The sequence below is a fragment of the Photobacterium sp. 1_MG-2023 genome, from assembly GCF_030547945.1.
Taxonomy (GTDB): Bacteria; Pseudomonadota; Gammaproteobacteria; order Enterobacterales; family Vibrionaceae; genus Photobacterium.
Genome location: NZ_JAUORR010000047.1, coordinates 1 through 15,757 on the forward strand (window position 1 = coordinate 1; position 15,757 = coordinate 15,757).

General features: G+C 47.6%; 30 protein-coding genes and 1 pseudogene. All 31 read right to left on the reverse strand.

What is annotated here, in order from left to right; translation table 11 throughout:
* Positions 1 to 634 precede the first annotated feature (634 nt).
* Positions 635 to 1,021: a 50S ribosomal protein L17 gene (gene rplQ / locus Q4579_RS21975; RefSeq protein WP_211646400.1), complete on the reverse strand. Its 387-nt coding sequence runs from the start codon at positions 1,019 to 1,021 to the stop codon at positions 635 to 637.
* Between the two features lie 33 nt (positions 1,022 to 1,054).
* Positions 1,055 to 2,044, reverse strand: a complete 990-nt coding sequence (gene rpoA / locus Q4579_RS21980) for a DNA-directed RNA polymerase subunit alpha (RefSeq protein ID WP_211646401.1) — start codon at positions 2,042 to 2,044, stop codon at positions 1,055 to 1,057.
* A gap of 23 nt (positions 2,045 to 2,067) precedes the next feature.
* On the reverse strand, positions 2,068 to 2,688 hold the full coding sequence (gene rpsD / locus Q4579_RS21985) for a 30S ribosomal protein S4 (RefSeq protein WP_036751101.1): 621 nt from the start codon (positions 2,686 to 2,688) through the stop codon (positions 2,068 to 2,070).
* A gap of 32 nt (positions 2,689 to 2,720) precedes the next feature.
* Complete coding sequence (rpsK, locus tag Q4579_RS21990; protein WP_027251961.1) at positions 2,721 to 3,110, reverse strand: 30S ribosomal protein S11; 390 nt, start codon at positions 3,108 to 3,110, stop codon at positions 2,721 to 2,723.
* Positions 3,111 to 3,129: 19 nt separating this feature from the next.
* Positions 3,130 to 3,486: a 30S ribosomal protein S13 gene (gene rpsM, locus Q4579_RS21995; RefSeq protein WP_211646402.1), complete on the reverse strand. Its 357-nt coding sequence runs from the start codon at positions 3,484 to 3,486 to the stop codon at positions 3,130 to 3,132.
* 144 nt (positions 3,487 to 3,630) lie between these two features.
* Entirely contained in the window at positions 3,631 to 3,744 is a 114-nt protein-coding gene (gene rpmJ, locus Q4579_RS22000; protein ID WP_000868186.1) for a 50S ribosomal protein L36, read from the reverse strand.
* A 29-nt stretch (positions 3,745 to 3,773) separates the two neighbouring features.
* The gene (gene secY, locus Q4579_RS22005) at positions 3,774 to 5,105 is read right to left on the reverse strand and encodes a preprotein translocase subunit SecY (protein ID WP_303567011.1); all 1,332 of its coding nucleotides are present in this window, start codon (positions 5,103 to 5,105) and stop codon (positions 3,774 to 3,776) included.
* A 22-nt stretch (positions 5,106 to 5,127) separates the two neighbouring features.
* The gene (gene rplO, locus Q4579_RS22010) at positions 5,128 to 5,562 is read right to left on the reverse strand and encodes a 50S ribosomal protein L15 (protein WP_211646404.1); all 435 of its coding nucleotides are present in this window, start codon (positions 5,560 to 5,562) and stop codon (positions 5,128 to 5,130) included.
* A gap of 5 nt (positions 5,563 to 5,567) precedes the next feature.
* On the reverse strand, positions 5,568 to 5,747 hold the full coding sequence (rpmD, locus tag Q4579_RS22015) for a 50S ribosomal protein L30 (protein WP_211646405.1): 180 nt from the start codon (positions 5,745 to 5,747) through the stop codon (positions 5,568 to 5,570).
* 5 nt (positions 5,748 to 5,752) lie between these two features.
* On the reverse strand, positions 5,753 to 6,250 hold the full coding sequence (rpsE, locus tag Q4579_RS22020; protein ID WP_036751114.1) for a 30S ribosomal protein S5: 498 nt from the start codon (positions 6,248 to 6,250) through the stop codon (positions 5,753 to 5,755).
* 12 nt (positions 6,251 to 6,262) lie between these two features.
* Positions 6,263 to 6,616 carry a 50S ribosomal protein L18 gene (rplR, locus tag Q4579_RS22025; RefSeq protein ID WP_211646406.1) on the reverse strand — a complete coding sequence of 118 codons (354 nt, stop codon included), beginning with the start codon at positions 6,614 to 6,616 and terminating at the stop codon, positions 6,263 to 6,265.
* 9 nt (positions 6,617 to 6,625) lie between these two features.
* Positions 6,626 to 7,159, reverse strand: a complete 534-nt coding sequence (gene rplF / locus Q4579_RS22030; RefSeq protein ID WP_303567014.1) for a 50S ribosomal protein L6 — start codon at positions 7,157 to 7,159, stop codon at positions 6,626 to 6,628.
* 13 nt (positions 7,160 to 7,172) lie between these two features.
* A complete protein-coding gene (rpsH, locus tag Q4579_RS22035; RefSeq protein WP_211646408.1) occupies positions 7,173 to 7,565 on the reverse strand; it encodes a 30S ribosomal protein S8 in 393 nt (130 codons plus the stop codon).
* 35 nt (positions 7,566 to 7,600) lie between these two features.
* Entirely contained in the window at positions 7,601 to 7,906 is a 306-nt protein-coding gene (gene rpsN / locus Q4579_RS22040) for a 30S ribosomal protein S14 (protein ID WP_211646409.1), read from the reverse strand.
* Positions 7,907 to 7,921: 15 nt separating this feature from the next.
* Positions 7,922 to 8,461: a 50S ribosomal protein L5 gene (gene rplE / locus Q4579_RS22045; RefSeq protein WP_211646410.1), complete on the reverse strand. Its 540-nt coding sequence runs from the start codon at positions 8,459 to 8,461 to the stop codon at positions 7,922 to 7,924.
* A 15-nt stretch (positions 8,462 to 8,476) separates the two neighbouring features.
* Positions 8,477 to 8,791, reverse strand: a complete 315-nt coding sequence (gene rplX, locus Q4579_RS22050) for a 50S ribosomal protein L24 (protein ID WP_303567017.1) — start codon at positions 8,789 to 8,791, stop codon at positions 8,477 to 8,479.
* A 12-nt stretch (positions 8,792 to 8,803) separates the two neighbouring features.
* Positions 8,804 to 9,175, reverse strand: coding sequence for a 50S ribosomal protein L14 (gene rplN / locus Q4579_RS22055; protein WP_211646412.1), 372 nt, complete (start codon positions 9,173 to 9,175; stop codon positions 8,804 to 8,806).
* Positions 9,176 to 9,338: 163 nt separating this feature from the next.
* On the reverse strand, positions 9,339 to 9,593 hold the full coding sequence (gene rpsQ / locus Q4579_RS22060) for a 30S ribosomal protein S17 (RefSeq protein WP_211646413.1): 255 nt from the start codon (positions 9,591 to 9,593) through the stop codon (positions 9,339 to 9,341).
* Complete coding sequence (gene rpmC / locus Q4579_RS22065; protein ID WP_027251947.1) at positions 9,593 to 9,784, reverse strand: 50S ribosomal protein L29; 192 nt, start codon at positions 9,782 to 9,784, stop codon at positions 9,593 to 9,595. The genes rpsQ and rpmC overlap by 1 nt, the downstream gene beginning before the upstream one ends.
* Entirely contained in the window at positions 9,784 to 10,194 is a 411-nt protein-coding gene (rplP, locus tag Q4579_RS22070; protein ID WP_027251946.1) for a 50S ribosomal protein L16, read from the reverse strand. Before rplP ends, rpmC begins: the two co-directional genes overlap by 1 nt.
* An 11-nt stretch (positions 10,195 to 10,205) precedes the next feature.
* Positions 10,206 to 10,898, reverse strand: a complete 693-nt coding sequence (gene rpsC, locus Q4579_RS22075; protein ID WP_036751135.1) for a 30S ribosomal protein S3 — start codon at positions 10,896 to 10,898, stop codon at positions 10,206 to 10,208.
* A 19-nt stretch (positions 10,899 to 10,917) separates the two neighbouring features.
* Positions 10,918 to 11,250 (reverse strand): 50S ribosomal protein L22, encoded by a 333-nt coding sequence (gene rplV, locus Q4579_RS22080; protein WP_211646414.1) that lies wholly within the window; start codon positions 11,248 to 11,250, stop codon positions 10,918 to 10,920.
* A gap of 14 nt (positions 11,251 to 11,264) precedes the next feature.
* Positions 11,265 to 11,543 carry a 30S ribosomal protein S19 gene (gene rpsS / locus Q4579_RS22085; protein ID WP_007469141.1) on the reverse strand — a complete coding sequence of 93 codons (279 nt, stop codon included), beginning with the start codon at positions 11,541 to 11,543 and terminating at the stop codon, positions 11,265 to 11,267.
* Between the two features lie 20 nt (positions 11,544 to 11,563).
* The gene (gene rplB, locus Q4579_RS22090) at positions 11,564 to 12,388 is read right to left on the reverse strand and encodes a 50S ribosomal protein L2 (RefSeq protein WP_211646415.1); all 825 of its coding nucleotides are present in this window, start codon (positions 12,386 to 12,388) and stop codon (positions 11,564 to 11,566) included.
* A gap of 18 nt (positions 12,389 to 12,406) precedes the next feature.
* A complete protein-coding gene (gene rplW, locus Q4579_RS22095; RefSeq protein ID WP_036751141.1) occupies positions 12,407 to 12,709 on the reverse strand; it encodes a 50S ribosomal protein L23 in 303 nt (100 codons plus the stop codon).
* Positions 12,706 to 13,308, reverse strand: coding sequence for a 50S ribosomal protein L4 (rplD, locus tag Q4579_RS22100; protein WP_211646416.1), 603 nt, complete (start codon positions 13,306 to 13,308; stop codon positions 12,706 to 12,708). The genes rplW and rplD overlap by 4 nt, the downstream gene beginning before the upstream one ends.
* 16 nt (positions 13,309 to 13,324) lie before the next feature.
* Positions 13,325 to 13,954, reverse strand: coding sequence for a 50S ribosomal protein L3 (rplC, locus tag Q4579_RS22105; RefSeq protein WP_303567021.1), 630 nt, complete (start codon positions 13,952 to 13,954; stop codon positions 13,325 to 13,327).
* Positions 13,955 to 13,968: 14 nt separating this feature from the next.
* Positions 13,969 to 14,280 (reverse strand): 30S ribosomal protein S10, encoded by a 312-nt coding sequence (gene rpsJ, locus Q4579_RS22110; protein WP_005501283.1) that lies wholly within the window; start codon positions 14,278 to 14,280, stop codon positions 13,969 to 13,971.
* Between the two features lie 342 nt (positions 14,281 to 14,622).
* Positions 14,623 to 15,099: a bacterioferritin gene (gene bfr, locus Q4579_RS22115; RefSeq protein WP_211646418.1), complete on the reverse strand. Its 477-nt coding sequence runs from the start codon at positions 15,097 to 15,099 to the stop codon at positions 14,623 to 14,625.
* A gap of 82 nt (positions 15,100 to 15,181) precedes the next feature.
* Entirely contained in the window at positions 15,182 to 15,415 is a 234-nt protein-coding gene (locus tag Q4579_RS22120) for a (2Fe-2S)-binding protein (RefSeq protein WP_303567025.1), read from the reverse strand.
* Positions 15,416 to 15,675: 260 nt separating this feature from the next.
* A pseudogene (locus Q4579_RS22125) lies at positions 15,676 to 15,757 on the reverse strand (elongation factor Tu); the annotation flags it as partial.

The window sequence follows — 15,757 nt, forward strand, 5'->3', positions numbered from 1 at the left end:
CAGTTCACTGATAAAATCTTTTGACTGTATCATTGTCGAGTGCCCACACAGATTGCATGGTCAAATTGTTAAAGAACTTTGCCAGATTCGCGCTTTGCTCATCGTGGACAGGGCGGCCATTCTAACCAATCGAAACTTAGTGTCAAACACTTTTTATCAATTTGTTTTACCGCCTTCTGACTCAGATTTCACCGCTTGTTTGCTGTGTCTCCGTGTCAGTGAGGCGGCATTATAGAGACTTCCAAAATAGTGGCAAGCATTAAAAACAAAAAAAAACTCAAGAGAGTAAAAAACAGCCACAACCTATTTAATGCGAACAACGAATCAGCGCTATCAACATATATTCATGAAGAAAAGACTGGCTTAATCATCGTGTCATACGACAGATCACTTCAACCCGCCTCACAACCCGCTCCCCCATGTTGAAATTGCTGAATGAAAAGATACACATCAAGCATGAAGAAGCGCTGATTAGAAATTAGTGATAGAAGGATATAGAGGATATAGAGGATATAGAGGATATAGAGGATATAGAGGATATAGAGGATCATGGCACAGAATACGGTCTGCTCACCCCCTTAGAAACAAAAAAGCCGGGTCCAAAGACCCGGCTCTTTCAATTGTACGCTATTGCTTATTCAGCAGCAGCTTCTTCCTGAACTTCAGGACGGTCTACCAGCTCAATGTAAGCCATTGGGGCTTTATCACCAGCACGGAAACCGCATTTCATGATGCGAGTGTAACCGCCTGGGCGTTGAGCAAAACGTGGACCTAGTTCGTTAAACAGTTTCGCTACAACTTCGTTATCACGAGTGCGAGCGAATGCCAGACGACGGTTAGCTACACTGTCAGTCTTAGCTAGGGTAATCAAAGGCTCAATTACGCGACGCAGCTCTTTTGCCTTAGGCAGGGTAGTCTTAATAAGCTCGTGACGTACCAGAGAGCTAGCCATGTTGCTGAACATCGCTTTGCGATGACTGCTGTTGCGGTTGAGTTGACGACCACTCTTACGATGGCGCATGACCTAATCCTTCTAACTAGATATCAGTAACTATTAATCTTCAGCGATAGAAGCTGGCGGCCAGTTTTCCAGGCGCATACCCAGAGACAGACCACGTGAAGCCAGCACGTCTTTGATTTCTGTCAAAGACTTCTTACCAAGGTTTGGCGTTTTCAGAAGCTCAACCTCAGTGCGCTGAACAAGATCACCGATGTAGTGGATCGCTTCTGCTTTCAAACAGTTAGCAGAGCGAACAGTTAGTTCAAGATCGTCTACAGGACGCAGTAGGATCGGATCGAACTCCGGCTTCTCTTCTTTCTCTTCAGGAACGCGTACATCACGCAGATCTACGAATGCATCCAGCTGTTCAGCCAGAATCGTAGCGGCACGACGAATCGCTTCTTCAGGATCAAGAGTACCATTGGTTTCCATATCGATAACCAGCTTATCAAGGTCAGTGCGCTGTTCAACACGCGCAGCCTCGACTGAGTATGCGATACGATCAACTGGGCTGAAAGTTGCATCAACTAACAGACGACCAATTGGACGCTCATCTTCATCATTATGAATACGAGCAGATGCTGGTACATAGCCGCGACCACGCTCTACCTTGATGCGCATGCTGATGTCAGCATTGTCATCAGTTAAATGGCAGATCACGTGCTCTGGGTTCGCAATCTCAACATCACCATCATGGGTGATGTCACCTGCAACAACAGGGCCTGCACCAGATTTGCTGAGAGTCAGGGTGACTTCGTCTTTTCCTTCAACCTTAACGGCCAGGCCTTTCAGGTTCAGTAGGATTTCAAGAACGTCCTCCTGGACTCCCTCTTTGGTGCTGTACTCGTGTAACACACCGTCGATCTCGACTTCAGTCACCGCGCAACCTGGCATAGATGACAGAAGAATACGACGTAGAGCATTACCCAGAGTGTGGCCAAAACCACGCTCCAGTGGCTCAAGAGTTACTTTTGCATGCGTCGTGTTAACTTGTTCAATATCAACAAGACGCGGCTTAAGAAATTCTGTTACAGAACCCTGCATTGTGTCCTCTCTTAACTATAGCCTTACTTAGAGTAAAGCTCGACGATCAGGTGTTCGTTGATGTCGGCAGACAAATCAGAACGTTCTGGAAGACGCTTGAACGTACCTTCCATCTTGTTGCTGTCTACTTCGACCCAAGTCGGCAGTTCACGCTGAGTAGCAACTTCAAGAGCTGCTTTGATGCGTGCTTGGTTCTTAGCTTTCTCACGAATGCTAACAACGTCGTTCGCAGCCACCTGGAAAGATGGGATGTTTACGACTTTGCCATTAACCAGGATCGCTTTGTGGCTTACCAGCTGACGTGCTTCAGCGCGAGTTGCACCGAAACCCATGCGGTAAACTACGTTGTCCAGACGACCTTCCAGAAGTTGCAGCAGGTTTTCACCTGTGTTGCCTTTCAGGCGAGCAGCTTCTTTGTAGTAGTTACGGAATTGCTTTTCCAGTACGCCATAAGTACGACGAACTTTCTGCTTCTCACGAAGCTGAACGCCATAGTCAGACAGGCGGCCACGACGAGCACCATGCTGGCCCGGCGCGTTATCAATTTTACACTTGGTATCAATCGCGCGAACACCAGACTTGAGGAACAAGTCAGTGCCTTCACGACGGCTAAGCTTCAGCTTAGGACCCAAATATCTTGCCATGTTCTTTCTCCAATATTCCTAGAAACGAAACGTTATACGCGACGTTTCTTAGGTGGACGACAACCGTTATGAGGGATCGGAGTCGCATCAACAATGTTAGTGATACGGAAACCCGCTGCGTTCAGAGCACGGATTGTAGACTCACGACCAGGACCAGGGCCCTTCACCATAACTTCCAGGTTCTTAACGCCATATTCTTTGGCCATTTCACCACAACGTTCTGCAGCAACCTGTGCAGCAAACGGAGTAGATTTACGAGAACCACGGAAACCAGAACCACCGGCAGTTGCCCAAGCCAGAGCATTACCTTGGCGGTCAGTAATGGTAACGATTGTGTTGTTGAAAGAAGCGTGGATGTGCGCTACGCCATCAGCAACTTGCTTACGTACGCGCTTACGAGCGCGTGTTGGTTGTTTTGCCATTGTACTCTACCTTATCCGATTATTTTTTGATCGGCTTGCGCGGACCCTTACGGGTACGAGCGTTGGTTTTAGTACGCTGTCCACGTAGAGGTAGACTGCGACGATGACGAAGACCACGGAAACAACCAAGGTCCATCAGACGCTTGATGTTCATGGAAACTTCACGACGTAGATCACCTTCTACAGTGTACTTAGCTACACCATCACGCAGTTGATCGATCTGCTCTTCAGTTAGTTCACTGATCTTAACACTTTCAGCAATACCCACTTCAGCTAGAATAGCTTTAGAGCGAGTTTTACCGATACCGTAAATCGCAGTCAGTGCGATTACAGCATGCTTCTGATCAGGAATGTTAATGCCTGCAATACGGGCCACTATTCACTCCTAGTACTTATCAAGAATAACCGCTGCAAAGCCCGTTTAGGATACGCAGCGGTGTCACAATTCTTTTGCACACACAAAAGATGGTTGGCTAATGTAGCCAACCTACCTTCAATTTGCAAGAAATATTTCTGCTGATTAGCCTTGGCGCTGCTTGTGCTTTGGCTCACTGCAAATTACACGCACAACACCGTTGCGCTTGATAACTTTACAGTTACGGCAGATTTTCTTAACGGAAGCACGAACTTTCATTGCTAAACTCCGTAAATGGATAACCAAACTTAACGGCCGTGACCTTTAAGATTAGCCTTTTTCAAAACCGACTCATATTGTTGAGACATTAGGTGCGTCTGAACTTGAGCCATGAAGTCCATAATAACCACAACTACAATCAGTAGTGACGTACCGCCAAAGTATAAGCGAACGTTCCAAGCAATCATCATGAACTCGGGGATCAGACAGATAAAGGTAATATACATCGCACCAGCCAATGTCAGGCGTGTCATTACTTTATCGATATACTTCGCAGTCTGCTCGCCCGGACGAATACCAGGTATAAACGCACCGGATTTCTTCAAGTTATCTGCTGTTTCACGCGGGTTAAACACCAACGCGGTATAGAAGAAACAGAAGAAGATAATCGCAGTTGCATAAAGCATAACATACAACGGTTGACCTGGGCTGAGCGCGATAGACACATCAGTCAGGAAACCAAAAGTACCTTCATTATTTCTACCGAACCACTGAGCCAGTGTACCCGGGAAAAGAATGATGCTTGATGCAAAAATTGCTGGAATCACGCCTGCCATGTTGATTTTCAACGGCAGATGAGTGCTCTGACCGGCATAGACTCGACGTCCTTGCTGGCGTTTGGCGTAGTTCACGACGATACGACGCTGACCACGTTCCATAAACACTACAAAATAGATGACAGCAAAAGAAATCACTGCAATTAACAGTAGAAGAAGTACGTGCAACTGATCTTGACGCGCTTGCTCTACGGTCTGTCCAATAGCAGGTGGCAATCCTGCAACGATACCTGTGAAAATAATCAAAGATATGCCGTTACCAATGCCACGTTCTGTAATTTGCTCACCTAACCACATCAAAAACATGGTACCAGTGACCAAACTTACGACCGCAACAAAGTAGAAACCAAGATCTGGATTATGAACCAGACCAGGAATCATACTCGGTAACCCCGTTGCAATACCAATTGCTTGGAAGGTTGCCAACACAAGCGTGCCATAGCGAGTATACTGACTGATCTTACGGCGACCAGACTCACCTTCTTTCTTCAACTCGGCTAAAGCCGGATGAACAACCGTTAGCAGCTGAACAATAATCGAGGCCGAGATATACGGCATAATGCCCAGCGCCAATATGGAAGCACGCTCAAGTGCACCACCAGAGAACATGTTAAACAGTTCAATGATGGTGCCCTTTTGCTGTTCGAACAGATCGGCTAGTACAGCAGCGTCAATACCAGGAATTGGCACAAAAGAGCCCGCTCGGAAAATTAAGATAGCTCCTATTACAAATAATAGGCGAGTCTTAAGCTCTGCTAGGCCACCTTTTGCGCTGTTAAAATCTTGTCCTGGTTGTTTAGCCATCTGTACCTCATCCTCGAGTTAATTATTCCTCGATTTTACCGCCTGCAGCTTCGATTGCAGCTTTAGCGCCTTTAGTCACGCGTACGCCTTTCACAGTTACAGCGCGGTTGATCTCACCAGACAGGACAACTTTAACAGTTTCCATGTTCTTGGTGATCACGTTAGCAGCTTTCAGTGTTTCCAGACTTACTACGTCACCTTCAACTTTCGCCAGTTCTGACAGGCGAACTTCAGCTGTTACCAGGCTCTTGCGAGAAGTAAAACCGAATTTTGGTAGACGCTGTTTCAAAGGCATTTGACCGCCTTCAAAACCTGGGCGAACAGAACCACCTGAACGTGATTTCTGACCTTTGTGACCACGGCCACAAGTTTTACCCAGACCTGAACCGATACCACGACCTACGCGCTTCGCAGAAGGCTTAGAACCCGCAGCCGGAGATAGAGTATTCAAACGCATTCTGATTACTCCTCTACTTTAACCATGTAATGAACTTTGTTGATCATGCCGCGTACGCAAGCAGTATCTTCCAGTTCAACAGTGTGGTTGATGCGACGAAGGCCCAAGCCACGCAGGGTAGCTTTATGCTTCGGCAAACGGCCGATAGAGCTACGAGTCTGAGTTACTTTGATAGTTTTAGCCATGTCGATTACTCCAGAATTTCTTTAACAGAAAGACCACGCTTCGCAGCGATCATTTCTGGAGAGTTCATACCACTCAAACCGTCAATAGTCGCGCGAACGATATTGATTGGGTTTGTAGAACCATATGCTTTTGCCAGAACGTTGTGAACGCCAGCAACTTCCAGCACTGCACGCATTGCACCACCGGCGATGATACCCGTACCTTCTGATGCAGGCTGCATGTACACTTTAGAACCAGTGTGGCGGCCTTTAACAGCGTGGTGCAGAGTACCCTCGTTCAGGGCAACAGTAACCATGTTACGACGTGCTTTTTCCATTGCTTTCTGAATTGCAGCAGGCACTTCGCGTGCTTTGCCGTAACCGAAACCAACGCGACCATTACCGTCGCCAACAACAGTCAGGGCAGTAAAGCTGAAAATACGACCACCTTTAACCGTCTTAGATACACGGTTAACAGCGATCAGCTTTTCTTGCAGATCTGATTGGGTTTTTTCGTTAGCCATCTTCCGCCTACCTTAGAATTTCAGACCAGCTTCACGGGCAGCTTCTGCCAGTGCAGCCACTCGGCCGTGGTATTGGAAACCGGAACGATCGAAAGCAACGTTAGAGATGCCTTTTTCAATCGCGCGCTCAGCGATGATTTTACCCACAGCTGCAGCAGCGTCTTTGTTACCGGTGCTCTTCACTTGCTCACGGATCGCTTTTTCTACGGTAGAAGCGGCAGCGATAACCTCGGAGCCATTTGGTGCGATTACCTGAGCGTATACATGGCGAGGAGTACGATGTACTACCAGGCGAGTTGCACCCAATTCAGCAATCTTACGACGTGCTTTGGTCGCACGACGGATACGAGATGCTTTCTTATCCATAGTGTTACCTTACTTCTTCTTAGCTTCTTTAATACGCACGACTTCGTCGGCGTAACGAACACCTTTACCTTTGTAAGGCTCAGGGCTACGGTAAGCGCGAATGTCTGCAGCTACTTGGCCAACCAACTGCTTATCAGTACCAGTCAGTACGATTTCAGTTTGTGAAGGACACTCAGCTTTAATGCCTGCAGGCAGTTCATGCTCAACTGGGTGTGAGAAGCCCAGAGTCAGGCCAACTGCGTTGCCTTTGATAGCAGCACGGTAACCTACACCCTTCAGGGTCAGCTTCTTAGTGAAGCCTTCAGTAACACCAACAACCATGTTGTTTACCAGTGCACGAGCTGTACCAGCCTGTGCCCAAGCATCGTTGAAGCCGTCGCGAGGACCGAACTTAATGGTGTTCTCTTCCTGGGTTAGTACAACTGCTTCGTTGATTACACGAACCAGTTCACCCTTACCACCTTTTACAGTGATTTCCTGACCGTTGAGTTTAACTTCTACGCCGGCAGGAACAACTACAGGTGCTTTTGCAACACGTGACATTTTCCTACTCCTATTAAGCTACGTAGCAGATAATCTCACCACCAAGACCTGCTTTACGAGCAGCACGGTCAGTCATCAGACCCTTGGAAGTGGACACAACAGCAATACCCAGACCACCCATCACAGTCGGCAGCGCATCTTTTTTCTTATAGATACGCAGGCCAGGACGTGATACACGCTGGATTTGCTCGATTACAGCTTTGGTTTCGAAGTACTTCAGAGTAACTTCGAGTTCAGGCTTAACTTCACCAGAAACGGCGTAGTCAGCCACATAACCTTCTTCTTTCAGCAGAGCTGCGATAGCAACTTTCAGCTTAGAAGACGGCATTTTAACAGCAACTTTCTTCGCTGCCTGACCGTTACGAATGCGGGTCAGCATATCCGAAATCGGATCTTGCATGCTCATAAGTCAATACTCCGTGATTCTTAATTGGTAACGAATTACCAGCTAGCCTTACGCAGACCCGGAATCTCGCCTTTCATGCAAGCTTCACGAACCTTGATACGGCACAGACCAAACTTACGTAGGTAGCCGTGTGGGCGTCCAGTCTGGTTACAGCGGTTACGCTGACGCGATGGACTTGAATCACGTGGCAGAGACTGAAGTTTAAGCACTGCATTCCAGCGATCTTCTTCAGACGCGTTCACGTCGCTAATTAGAGCTTTAAGCGCAGCACGCTTTTCAGCGAACTTAGCTACCAGCTTGGCACGTTTTACTTCGCGTGCCTTCATAGATTCTTTAGCCATTAGTAACCCTTACTTTTACTTACGGAATGGGAAGTTAAAAGCAGACAGCAGAGCACGAGCTTCTTCGTCAGAGTTCGCAGTAGTAGTGATAGTGATATCCAAACCACGTACACGATCTACTTTATCGAAATCGATCTCTGGGAAGATAATCTGCTCACGAACGCCCATGCTGTAGTTACCACGACCGTCGAATGATTTCGGGTTCAGACCACGGAAATCACGGATACGAGGAACAGCAATTGAGATCAGACGCTCGAAAAAGTCCCACATACGTTCGCCACGCAGGGTTACTTTACAGCCGATCGGGTAGCCCTCACGGATCTTAAAGCCAGCAACAGACTTACGAGCTTTGGTAATCAGCGGCTTTTGACCTGTAATTGCGGCCATATCAGCAGCTGCGTTTTCCAACAGCTTCTTGTCGTTCAAGGCTTCACCGACACCCATGTTCAGGGTAATCTTTTCGATCCTTGGGACTTGCATGATGCTCTTGTACTCGAACTTGTCAGCAAGTTCTTTTACAACAGACTCTTTGTAGTAATCATGCAGTTTCGCCATAGTACTACTCCAAAATTACTTGATAGTTTCGCCATTAGACTTGAAGAAACGAACTTTTTTGCCGTCTTCAAATCGGAAGCCTACACGGTCAGCTTTACCAGTTGCCGCGTTGAAGATTGCAACGTTAGAAGCATCAATTGCTGCTTCTTGTTCAACGATGCCACCCTGGATGCCCATAGCCGGTACAGGCTTCTGGTGCTTCTTAACCAGGTTGATACCTTCAACAACGATTTTACCAGTTGCCAGGACCTTAGTTACTTTACCTTTCTTACCTTTATCTTTACCGGCAAGAACGATAACTTCGTCGTTACGACGGATTTTAGCTGCCATTTTCGTCACTCCTTACAGTACTTCTGGCGCTAGTGAAACAATTTTCATGAATTTCGCAGAGCGAAGTTCACGAGTCACTGGGCCAAAGATACGAGTACCGATTAGTTGCTCAGTGTTGTTGTTCAACAGCACGCAAGCATTACGGTCGAAGCGAATGACAGAGCCGTCTGGACGACGAACGCCTTTACGGGTGCGCACAACCACCGCTTTCAGTACATCACCTTTTTTCACTTTACCGCGAGGAATTGCTTCCTTCACAGTAACTTTGATGATGTCACCGATATGTGCATAGCGACGGTGAGAACCACCCAGAACCTTAATACACATTACGCTACGAGCGCCGGAGTTATCGGCTGCATCTAGCATACTTTGCATTTGGATCATGTTAGTGCTCCGCTTATCAAAAACATCTAGACCCATCTCGGGTCGAATTCGCCTTTTTTACAAGGGCGGCGAATAATAACACCATTTATTGAGAATGGGTAGATAAAAATAAACGGCCCCAATTTTCCAGGGGCCGCTCAGTTATGTTATTGCTAAAGTTCGCTTAGATGCGCGCTTTTTCAATAACGCGTACCAGAGTCCAAGATTTCTTCTTAGACAGTGGACGGCACTCACGAATCTCAACTGTGTCGCCAAGGCCACACTCGTTGTTTTCGTCGTGAACATGCAGCTTAGTCGTACGCTTGATGAACTTACCATAGATTGGGTGCTTCACGAAACGCTCGATAGCAACCACGATAGACTTGTCCATCTTGTCGCTAACTACACGACCCTGCTGAGTACGAATATTCTCGCTCATTATGCGCCAGCCTTCTCATTCAGAACGGTTTTAACACGTGCGATATCGCGACGTACTGCTTTCAGAGTGTGAGTCTGTTGCAGCTGACCAGTTGCAGCCTGCATGCGCAGGTTGAACTGCTCACGCAGCAGGTTCACAAGTTCAGCATTCAGTTCTTCAACGCTTTTAGCGCGCAGATCTTGTGCATTCATCACATCACCGCCTTAGTTACGAAAGTGGTTTTAACAGGAAGCTTACGTGCGGCCAGTTTAAAGGCTTCGCGTGCAAGATCTTCTGAAACACCATCCATTTCATAAAGAACTTTACCTGGTTGGATTTGGGCTACCCAGTACTCAACGTTACCTTTACCCTTACCCTGACGAACTTCCAACGGCTTGCTTGTAATCGGCTTGTCCGGGAAGATACGAATCCAGATTTGGCCCTGACGTTTGATATGACGAGTCATAGCACGACGAGCAGCCTCGATCTGACGCGCAGTAATACGGCCACGGCCAACTGCTTTCAGACCGAAAGTACCGAAGCTTACGTCAGTACCGTTCGCCAGACCGCGGTTACGACCCTTATGAGTCTTGCGGAATTTAGTGCGTTTAGGTTGCAGCATCGATAAACTCCTTATTTACGGCCTTTGCGTTGCTTCTTAGGCTTGTTATCAGCCTTAGGCTCAGCAACTGGCATGCCACCCAGAACTTCGCCTTTGAAGATCCAAGTTTTGATACCAATTACACCGTATTGGGTGTGAGCCGAAGAAGTCGCGTAATCAATGTCAGCACGCAGAGTGTGCAGAGGCACACGGCCTTCACGGTACCACTCAGTACGTGCGATTTCAGCGCCGCCCAGACGGCCGCTTACTTCAACTTTGATACCCTTGGCACCCAGACGCATTGCGTTCTGTACCGCACGCTTCATTGCGCGACGGAACATTACACGACGCTCCAGCTGAGAAGCGATGCTGTCACCAACAAGCTGTGCATCCAGCTCTGGCTTACGTACTTCAGCGATGTTGATCTGTGCTGGAACACCAGCGATCTTAGCAACGCGAGCGCGCAGTTTTTCTACGTCTTCGCCTTTCTTACCGATAACAACGCCAGGACGAGCAGTGTGAATTGTCACACGGATGCTCTTCGCCGGACGCTCGATAACGATGCGAGACAGAGACGCTTTTGCTAATTCCTTGGTCAGGAATTGACGTACCTTGAAGTCGCCGTCTAGGTTGTCAGCGAATTCGTTGCTGTTAGCATACCAAGTGGTATTCCAAGGCTTCACGATGCCAAGACGAATACCATTAGGATGTACTTTTTGACCCATTGCTTTGTCTCCTACTCTCTTAGCGATCCGCTACAACAACAGTGATGTGGCTAGAACGCTTCAAGATGCGATCGGCACGGCCTTTAGCACGAGGCATAATACGCTTCATGGTTGGGCCTTCATCAACGAAGATTTTCGCAACATTCAGATCATCGATGTCTGCGCCTTCGTTGTGCTCAGCATTAGCGATAGCAGATTCCAGAACCTTCTTAACCAGGTCAGCAGCTTTTTTGTTGCTGAAAGTCAGAATTTCCAGTGCTTGTGCTACGGTTTTACCGCGCACCAGATCTGCAACCAAACGAGCTTTCTGCGGTGAGATGCGAGCAAAGCGATGTTTAGCGATAGCTTCCATTACCTATACTCCTCTTAGCGCTTCTTAGCTTTCTTATCTGCAGCGTGGCCGCGATAAGTACGTGTTGGTGCAAACTCGCCCAGCTTGTGACCGATCATTTCTTCAGAAACGAAAACTGGTACGTGCTGACGACCATTATGGACAGCGATGGTCAAACCGATCATCTGTGGGATGATCATTGAGCGACGGGACCAAGTCTTAACAGGCTTCTTGTCACCGCTTTCCACCGCTTTCTCTACCTTCTTCAGCAAGTGCAGGTCAATAAAAGGACCTTTCTTGAGAGAACGTGGCATGGCTTATCCTCTGATATAAATTACTTATTACGACGACGTACGATGTACTTGTCGGTACGTTTGTTCTTACGAGTTTTGTAACCCTTCGTCGGTACGCCCCATGGTGTCACTGGGTGACGACCACCAGAAGTACGACCTTCACCACCACCGTGTGGGTGGTCGATTGGGTTCATTACAACACCACGTACGGTTGGACGAACACCGCGCCAACGTGAAGCACCGGCTTTACCCAGTTCACGCAGCATGTGTTCACCGTTACCAACCTCACCCAGCGTCGCACGACCTTCGGCAAGAACTTTACGCATTTCGCCAGAACGCAGACGAATTGTCACGTATGCGCCAGCACGAGCTACGATTTGAGCGTAAGTACCAGCTGAACGAGCCAGCTGTGCACCTTTACCAGGCTTCAGTTCAACACAGTGTACAGTTGAACCTACTGGGATGTTGCGCATTGGCAGGGTGTTACCTACTTTGATCGCAGCATCTGCGCCAGACTGGATCGTATCACCAGCTTGGATGCCTTTTGGTGCAATGATGTAACGACGCTCACCATCTGCGTAAAGAACCAGAGCGATGTTTGCGCTACGGTTTGGATCGTATTCCAGACGCTCAACTTTCGCCGGGATACCATCTTTATTACGCTTAAAGTCAATCAGACGGTAATGTTGTTTGTTACCACCACCGATATGACGAACAGTGATACGACCGTTATTGTTACGACCACCAGTCTTAGAGTTTTTCTCCAGCAGTGGTGCGTACGGCTTACCCTTATGCAGGTCAGAGTTAACCACTTTAACTACGTGGCGACGACCTGGGGAAGTCGGCTTACATTTTACAATAGCCATTCTTCTTTGCTCCTAGCCTTACTCTGCACTACCAGCGAAGTCGATGTCTTGACCTTCTTTCAGGGTCACGTACGCTTTTTTCCAGTCGCTACGACGGCCTTGGCGCATACCTTGACGCTTAGTTTTACCTTTAGCAATCAGAGTATTTACAGACTTAACTTCAACTTCAAACAGTTTCTCAACTGCCGCTTTGATCTCACGCTTAGTTGCGGTCATCGCTACTTTGAAAACGATAGTGTTACCGTTCTCAGCAGCCATGGTCGCTTTTTCAGAGATGTGCGGAGCACGTAGAACTTTTAGGATACGCTCTTCGGTGATCATGCCAGCATCTCCTCAACTTGCTTAACTGCCGCAGCAGTCATCACTACTTTGTCGAATGCGATCAAGCTCACTGGATCGATTGCAGCTGCATCACGAACGTCAACCTTGTACAGGTTACGTGCTGCCAGGAACAGATTTTCATCCAGTTCACCGGTTACGATCAGAACATCGTTCAGTGCCAGCTCATTCAGCTTAGCAACCAGTTCTTTCGTTTTCGGCGCTTCTACAGAGAAGTTATCAACAACGATCAGACGCTCTTGACGAACCAGCTCAGACAGAATGCACTTCATCGCACCACGGTACATTTTCTTGTTAACTTTCTGGCTGTGGTCCTGTGGACGAGCTGCGAAAGTTACACCACCTGTACGCCACAGTGGGCTACGGATAGTACCGGCACGAGCACGACCAGTACCTTTTTGACGCCATGGCTTAGCACCGCCACCAGACACGTCTGAACGAGTCTTTTGTGCACGGCTACCTTGACGGGCACCTGCTGCGTACGCAACAACTACTTGGTGTACCAGCGCTTCGTTGAACTCACGCCCAAAAGTAGTTTCGGAGACAGTTAGCGCATCAGCGCCTTTGACTACCAATTCCATTACTAACTCCTCGACGTTACGCTTTAACAGCTGGTTTTACGATCAAGTTGCCGCCAGTTGCGCCTGGTACTGCACCTTTGATCAGAAGCAGGTTGCGCTCAGCGTCAACACGTACGATCTCAAGGTTTTGAGTCGTTACACGCTCAGCACCCATGTGACCAGCCATTTTCTTGCCTTTAAATACGCGACCTGGAGTCTGACATTGACCGATAGAACCAGGGGCACGGTGAGACAAGGAGTTACCGTGGCTCATATCTTGAGTACGGAAGTTCCAACGCTTAACAGCGCCTTGGAAACCTTTACCCTTAGAAGTGCCAGTAACGTCTACTTTCTTAATTTCGTTGAACAGTTCAACTTTCAGCTCAGCGCCTACTTCGAACTCTTCACCATTGTCCAGGCGGAATTCCCACAGACCGCGGCCAGCTTCAACACCTGCTTTCGCAAAGTGACCAGCTTCAGCTTTATTTACACGGCTTGCTTTCTTAGAACCAGCAGTAACCTGGATAGCGTTATAACCATCAGTGTCGACAGACTTAACCTGAGTAACACGGTTATTTTCTACTTCAACCACAGTAACTGGGATAGAAGTGCCATCTTCGGTAAAGATGCGGGTCATACCCACTTTACGACCGATTAGACCAATCATTCTCTTATCTCCCCTTAACCTAGGCTGATCTGAACGTCAACGCCAGCAGCTAGATCCAGACGCATCAGAGCATCGACAGTTTTATCTGTAGGCTCAACGATGTCGATAAGGCGCTTGTGAGTACGGATTTCGTACTGATCACGGGCGTCCTTATTTACGTGTGGAGAAATAAGAACAGTGAAACGCTCTTTACGAGTAGGCAGTGGGATTGGACCACGAACCTGCGCGCCAGTACGCTTAGCTGTTTCAACGATTTCCGCGGTAGACTGATCGATCAGACGGTGATCGAAAGCCTTCAGGCGGATACGAATACGTTGGTTCTGCATGAGACAGAGCTCCAATTATCAAAAATTTACACAAACAATATCGCCACTCAGACTCGTAAAGACGAGAGAATGCCGATTGATTCATGTGAACGTAGTACCCCTTTTGGGCACATTGTCAGCCAATTGAATGACTGCGAACATAAGTCAGAGTATACATTACCGAATCAGCGGCCTGATTCCTTCCTCAACGCTTATTGGTTCACAACCGTCTTCTTGAGACAGTGCGGGGCATTATACCGATCACAAAATGAAACGCAAGCAGTGATGGGAAATTAAACAATCAATAAAAAAAGCCCCCGCCCATCAACGATGAGCAGGGGCTGAAGAAGGCTGGAAACCAGGCTATTCTTCGTCGACAATCTGTGCCTGATTATAGTTATTAATTCCCATTCGCTCAATCAAACCGAGCTGGGTTTCGAGCCAGTCGACATGCTCTTCTTCGTCTTCCAGAATGTCCTGGAACAAATCTCTGGAGACATAATCCCGAACTTCTTCAGCATACTGAATCGCATCACGTAAATCCGGAATCGCATCCATCTCCAGGGAGAGGTCACATTCGAGCATTTCTTTGGTGTCTTCGCCAATGCGAAGCTTGCCCAAGTCTTGCAGATTCGGCACACCTTCCAGAAATAAAATCCGCTCAATCAAATGATCGGCATGATTCATTTCATCGATTGATTCATGGTATTCCTTGTCGGCGAGATGCTTGAGCCCCCAATCCTTATACATACGGGCATGGAGGAAGTACTGATTAATGGCAACCAGTTCATTACCCAGGATTTTGTTGAGGTGCTGAATGATTTTGGGGTCGGCTTTCATTAGGGAACACTCCTCTCTCGGTCCATATAAGCTTAGAACCGATTTGAAGAGTGTCAAAATTGAGTCGCTACTTGTTCTGAGATTAACTTGCCTTTTTCAAGGCAACCTCAGTGATATCAACCACGCGAATCGCACGAGCGGCATCCCGCTCCAAAACAACATGCTGAATGATACCTTTTGCCTGTCTGATGCACTTTCCGCATTGTGAACCAAGAGGTGTGATCGCTTTAATATCACGAATGTCCGCTACACCTTCTTCTTCAACCAGCTTCACAATCTTTTTGTCGGAAATTCCATGACACAGGCAAACGTACATAACAACTCTCTGCTTTTCATCTGACTCAAAATATAAACGAGAACAGTTAGCATTACCACTTTTGTTCGTTGTGTTTGCTAGATGAATTAGTTATCAATAATGCGCAAAAAATCGTCTATGGAATATGTAATAAAGAGAGGTAGTTAGCGGAGTATCTGATGGCAGCTTTCTACTAAGCCGGTAAAATCGCTTCTTTTTCTGATTCAGAAAAAGAAAAAGGGAGCCGAAGCTCCCTTTTGTGTTGATTCAATCTTTGCGAATTAAGCAACGATCTTAGCAACAACACCAGCACCAACGGTACGGCCACCTTCACGGATTGCGAAGCGCAGACCTTCGTCCATT

Bases quoted from the DNA above. Each gene is read 5' to 3' on its own strand.
- rplP (WP_027251946.1), bottom strand. From the start codon at position 10,194: ATGCTGCAACCTAAACGCACTAAATTCCGCAAGACTCATAAGGGTCGT.
- secY (WP_303567011.1), bottom strand. From the start codon at position 5,105: ATGGCTAAACAACCAGGACAAGATTTTAACAGCGCAAAAGGTGGCCTA.
- rpsE (WP_036751114.1), bottom strand. From the start codon at position 6,250: ATGGCTAACGAAAAAACCCAATCAGATCTGCAAGAAAAGCTGATCGCT.
- rpmJ (WP_000868186.1), bottom strand. From the start codon at position 3,744: ATGAAAGTTCGTGCTTCCGTTAAGAAAATCTGCCGTAACTGTAAAGTT.
- rpmC (WP_027251947.1), bottom strand. From the start codon at position 9,784: ATGAATGCACAAGATCTGCGCGCTAAAAGCGTTGAAGAACTGAATGCT.
- rplQ (WP_211646400.1), bottom strand. From the start codon at position 1,021: ATGCGCCATCGTAAGAGTGGTCGTCAACTCAACCGCAACAGCAGTCAT.
- rplV (WP_211646414.1), bottom strand. From the start codon at position 11,250: ATGGAAGCTATCGCTAAACATCGCTTTGCTCGCATCTCACCGCAGAAA.
- rpoA (WP_211646401.1), bottom strand. From the start codon at position 2,044: ATGCAGGGTTCTGTAACAGAATTTCTTAAGCCGCGTCTTGTTGATATT.
- rpsC (WP_036751135.1), bottom strand. From the start codon at position 10,898: ATGGGTCAAAAAGTACATCCTAATGGTATTCGTCTTGGCATCGTGAAG.
- rplB (WP_211646415.1), bottom strand. From the start codon at position 12,388: ATGGCTATTGTAAAATGTAAGCCGACTTCCCCAGGTCGTCGCCACGTA.
- rpsQ (WP_211646413.1), bottom strand. From the start codon at position 9,593: ATGAGCGAGAATATTCGTACTCAGCAGGGTCGTGTAGTTAGCGACAAG.
- rpsD (WP_036751101.1), bottom strand. From the start codon at position 2,688: ATGGCAAGATATTTGGGTCCTAAGCTGAAGCTTAGCCGTCGTGAAGGC.
- rplN (WP_211646412.1), bottom strand. From the start codon at position 9,175: ATGATCCAAATGCAAAGTATGCTAGATGCAGCCGATAACTCCGGCGCT.
- rpsK (WP_027251961.1), bottom strand. From the start codon at position 3,110: ATGGCAAAACAACCAACACGCGCTCGTAAGCGCGTACGTAAGCAAGTT.
- rpmD (WP_211646405.1), bottom strand. From the start codon at position 5,747: ATGGCTAAAACTATCAAAGTAACTCAGACTCGTAGCTCTATCGGCCGT.
- rplR (WP_211646406.1), bottom strand. From the start codon at position 6,616: ATGGATAAGAAAGCATCTCGTATCCGTCGTGCGACCAAAGCACGTCGT.
- rpsJ (WP_005501283.1), bottom strand. From the start codon at position 14,280: ATGCAGAACCAACGTATTCGTATCCGCCTGAAGGCTTTCGATCACCGT.
- rplO (WP_211646404.1), bottom strand. From the start codon at position 5,562: ATGCGTTTGAATACTCTATCTCCGGCTGCGGGTTCTAAGCCTTCTGCG.
- rplE (WP_211646410.1), bottom strand. From the start codon at position 8,461: ATGGCGAAACTGCATGATTACTACAAAGAGTCTGTTGTAAAAGAACTT.
- rpsN (WP_211646409.1), bottom strand. From the start codon at position 7,906: ATGGCTAAAGAATCTATGAAGGCACGCGAAGTAAAACGTGCCAAGCTG.
- Q4579_RS22120 (WP_303567025.1), bottom strand. From the start codon at position 15,415: ATGTACGTTTGCCTGTGTCATGGAATTTCCGACAAAAAGATTGTGAAG.
- rplX (WP_303567017.1), bottom strand. From the start codon at position 8,791: ATGGCAGCTAAAATCCGTCGTAACGACGAAGTTATCGTTCTTGCCGGT.
- rpsS (WP_007469141.1), bottom strand. From the start codon at position 11,543: ATGCCACGTTCTCTCAAGAAAGGTCCTTTTATTGACCTGCACTTGCTG.
- rpsH (WP_211646408.1), bottom strand. From the start codon at position 7,565: ATGAGCATGCAAGATCCGATTTCGGATATGCTGACCCGCATTCGTAAC.
- rplF (WP_303567014.1), bottom strand. From the start codon at position 7,159: ATGTCACGTGTTGCAAAAGCACCTGTAGTTGTTCCTGCCGGCGTAGAA.
- rplD (WP_211646416.1), bottom strand. From the start codon at position 13,308: ATGGAATTGGTAGTCAAAGGCGCTGATGCGCTAACTGTCTCCGAAACT.
- rplC (WP_303567021.1), bottom strand. From the start codon at position 13,954: ATGATTGGTCTAATCGGTCGTAAAGTGGGTATGACCCGCATCTTTACC.
- rplW (WP_036751141.1), bottom strand. From the start codon at position 12,709: ATGATCACCGAAGAGCGTATCCTAAAAGTTCTACGTGCTCCGCACATC.
- bfr (WP_211646418.1), bottom strand. From the start codon at position 15,099: ATGAAAGCCGACCCCAAAATCATTCAGCACCTCAACAAAATCCTGGGT.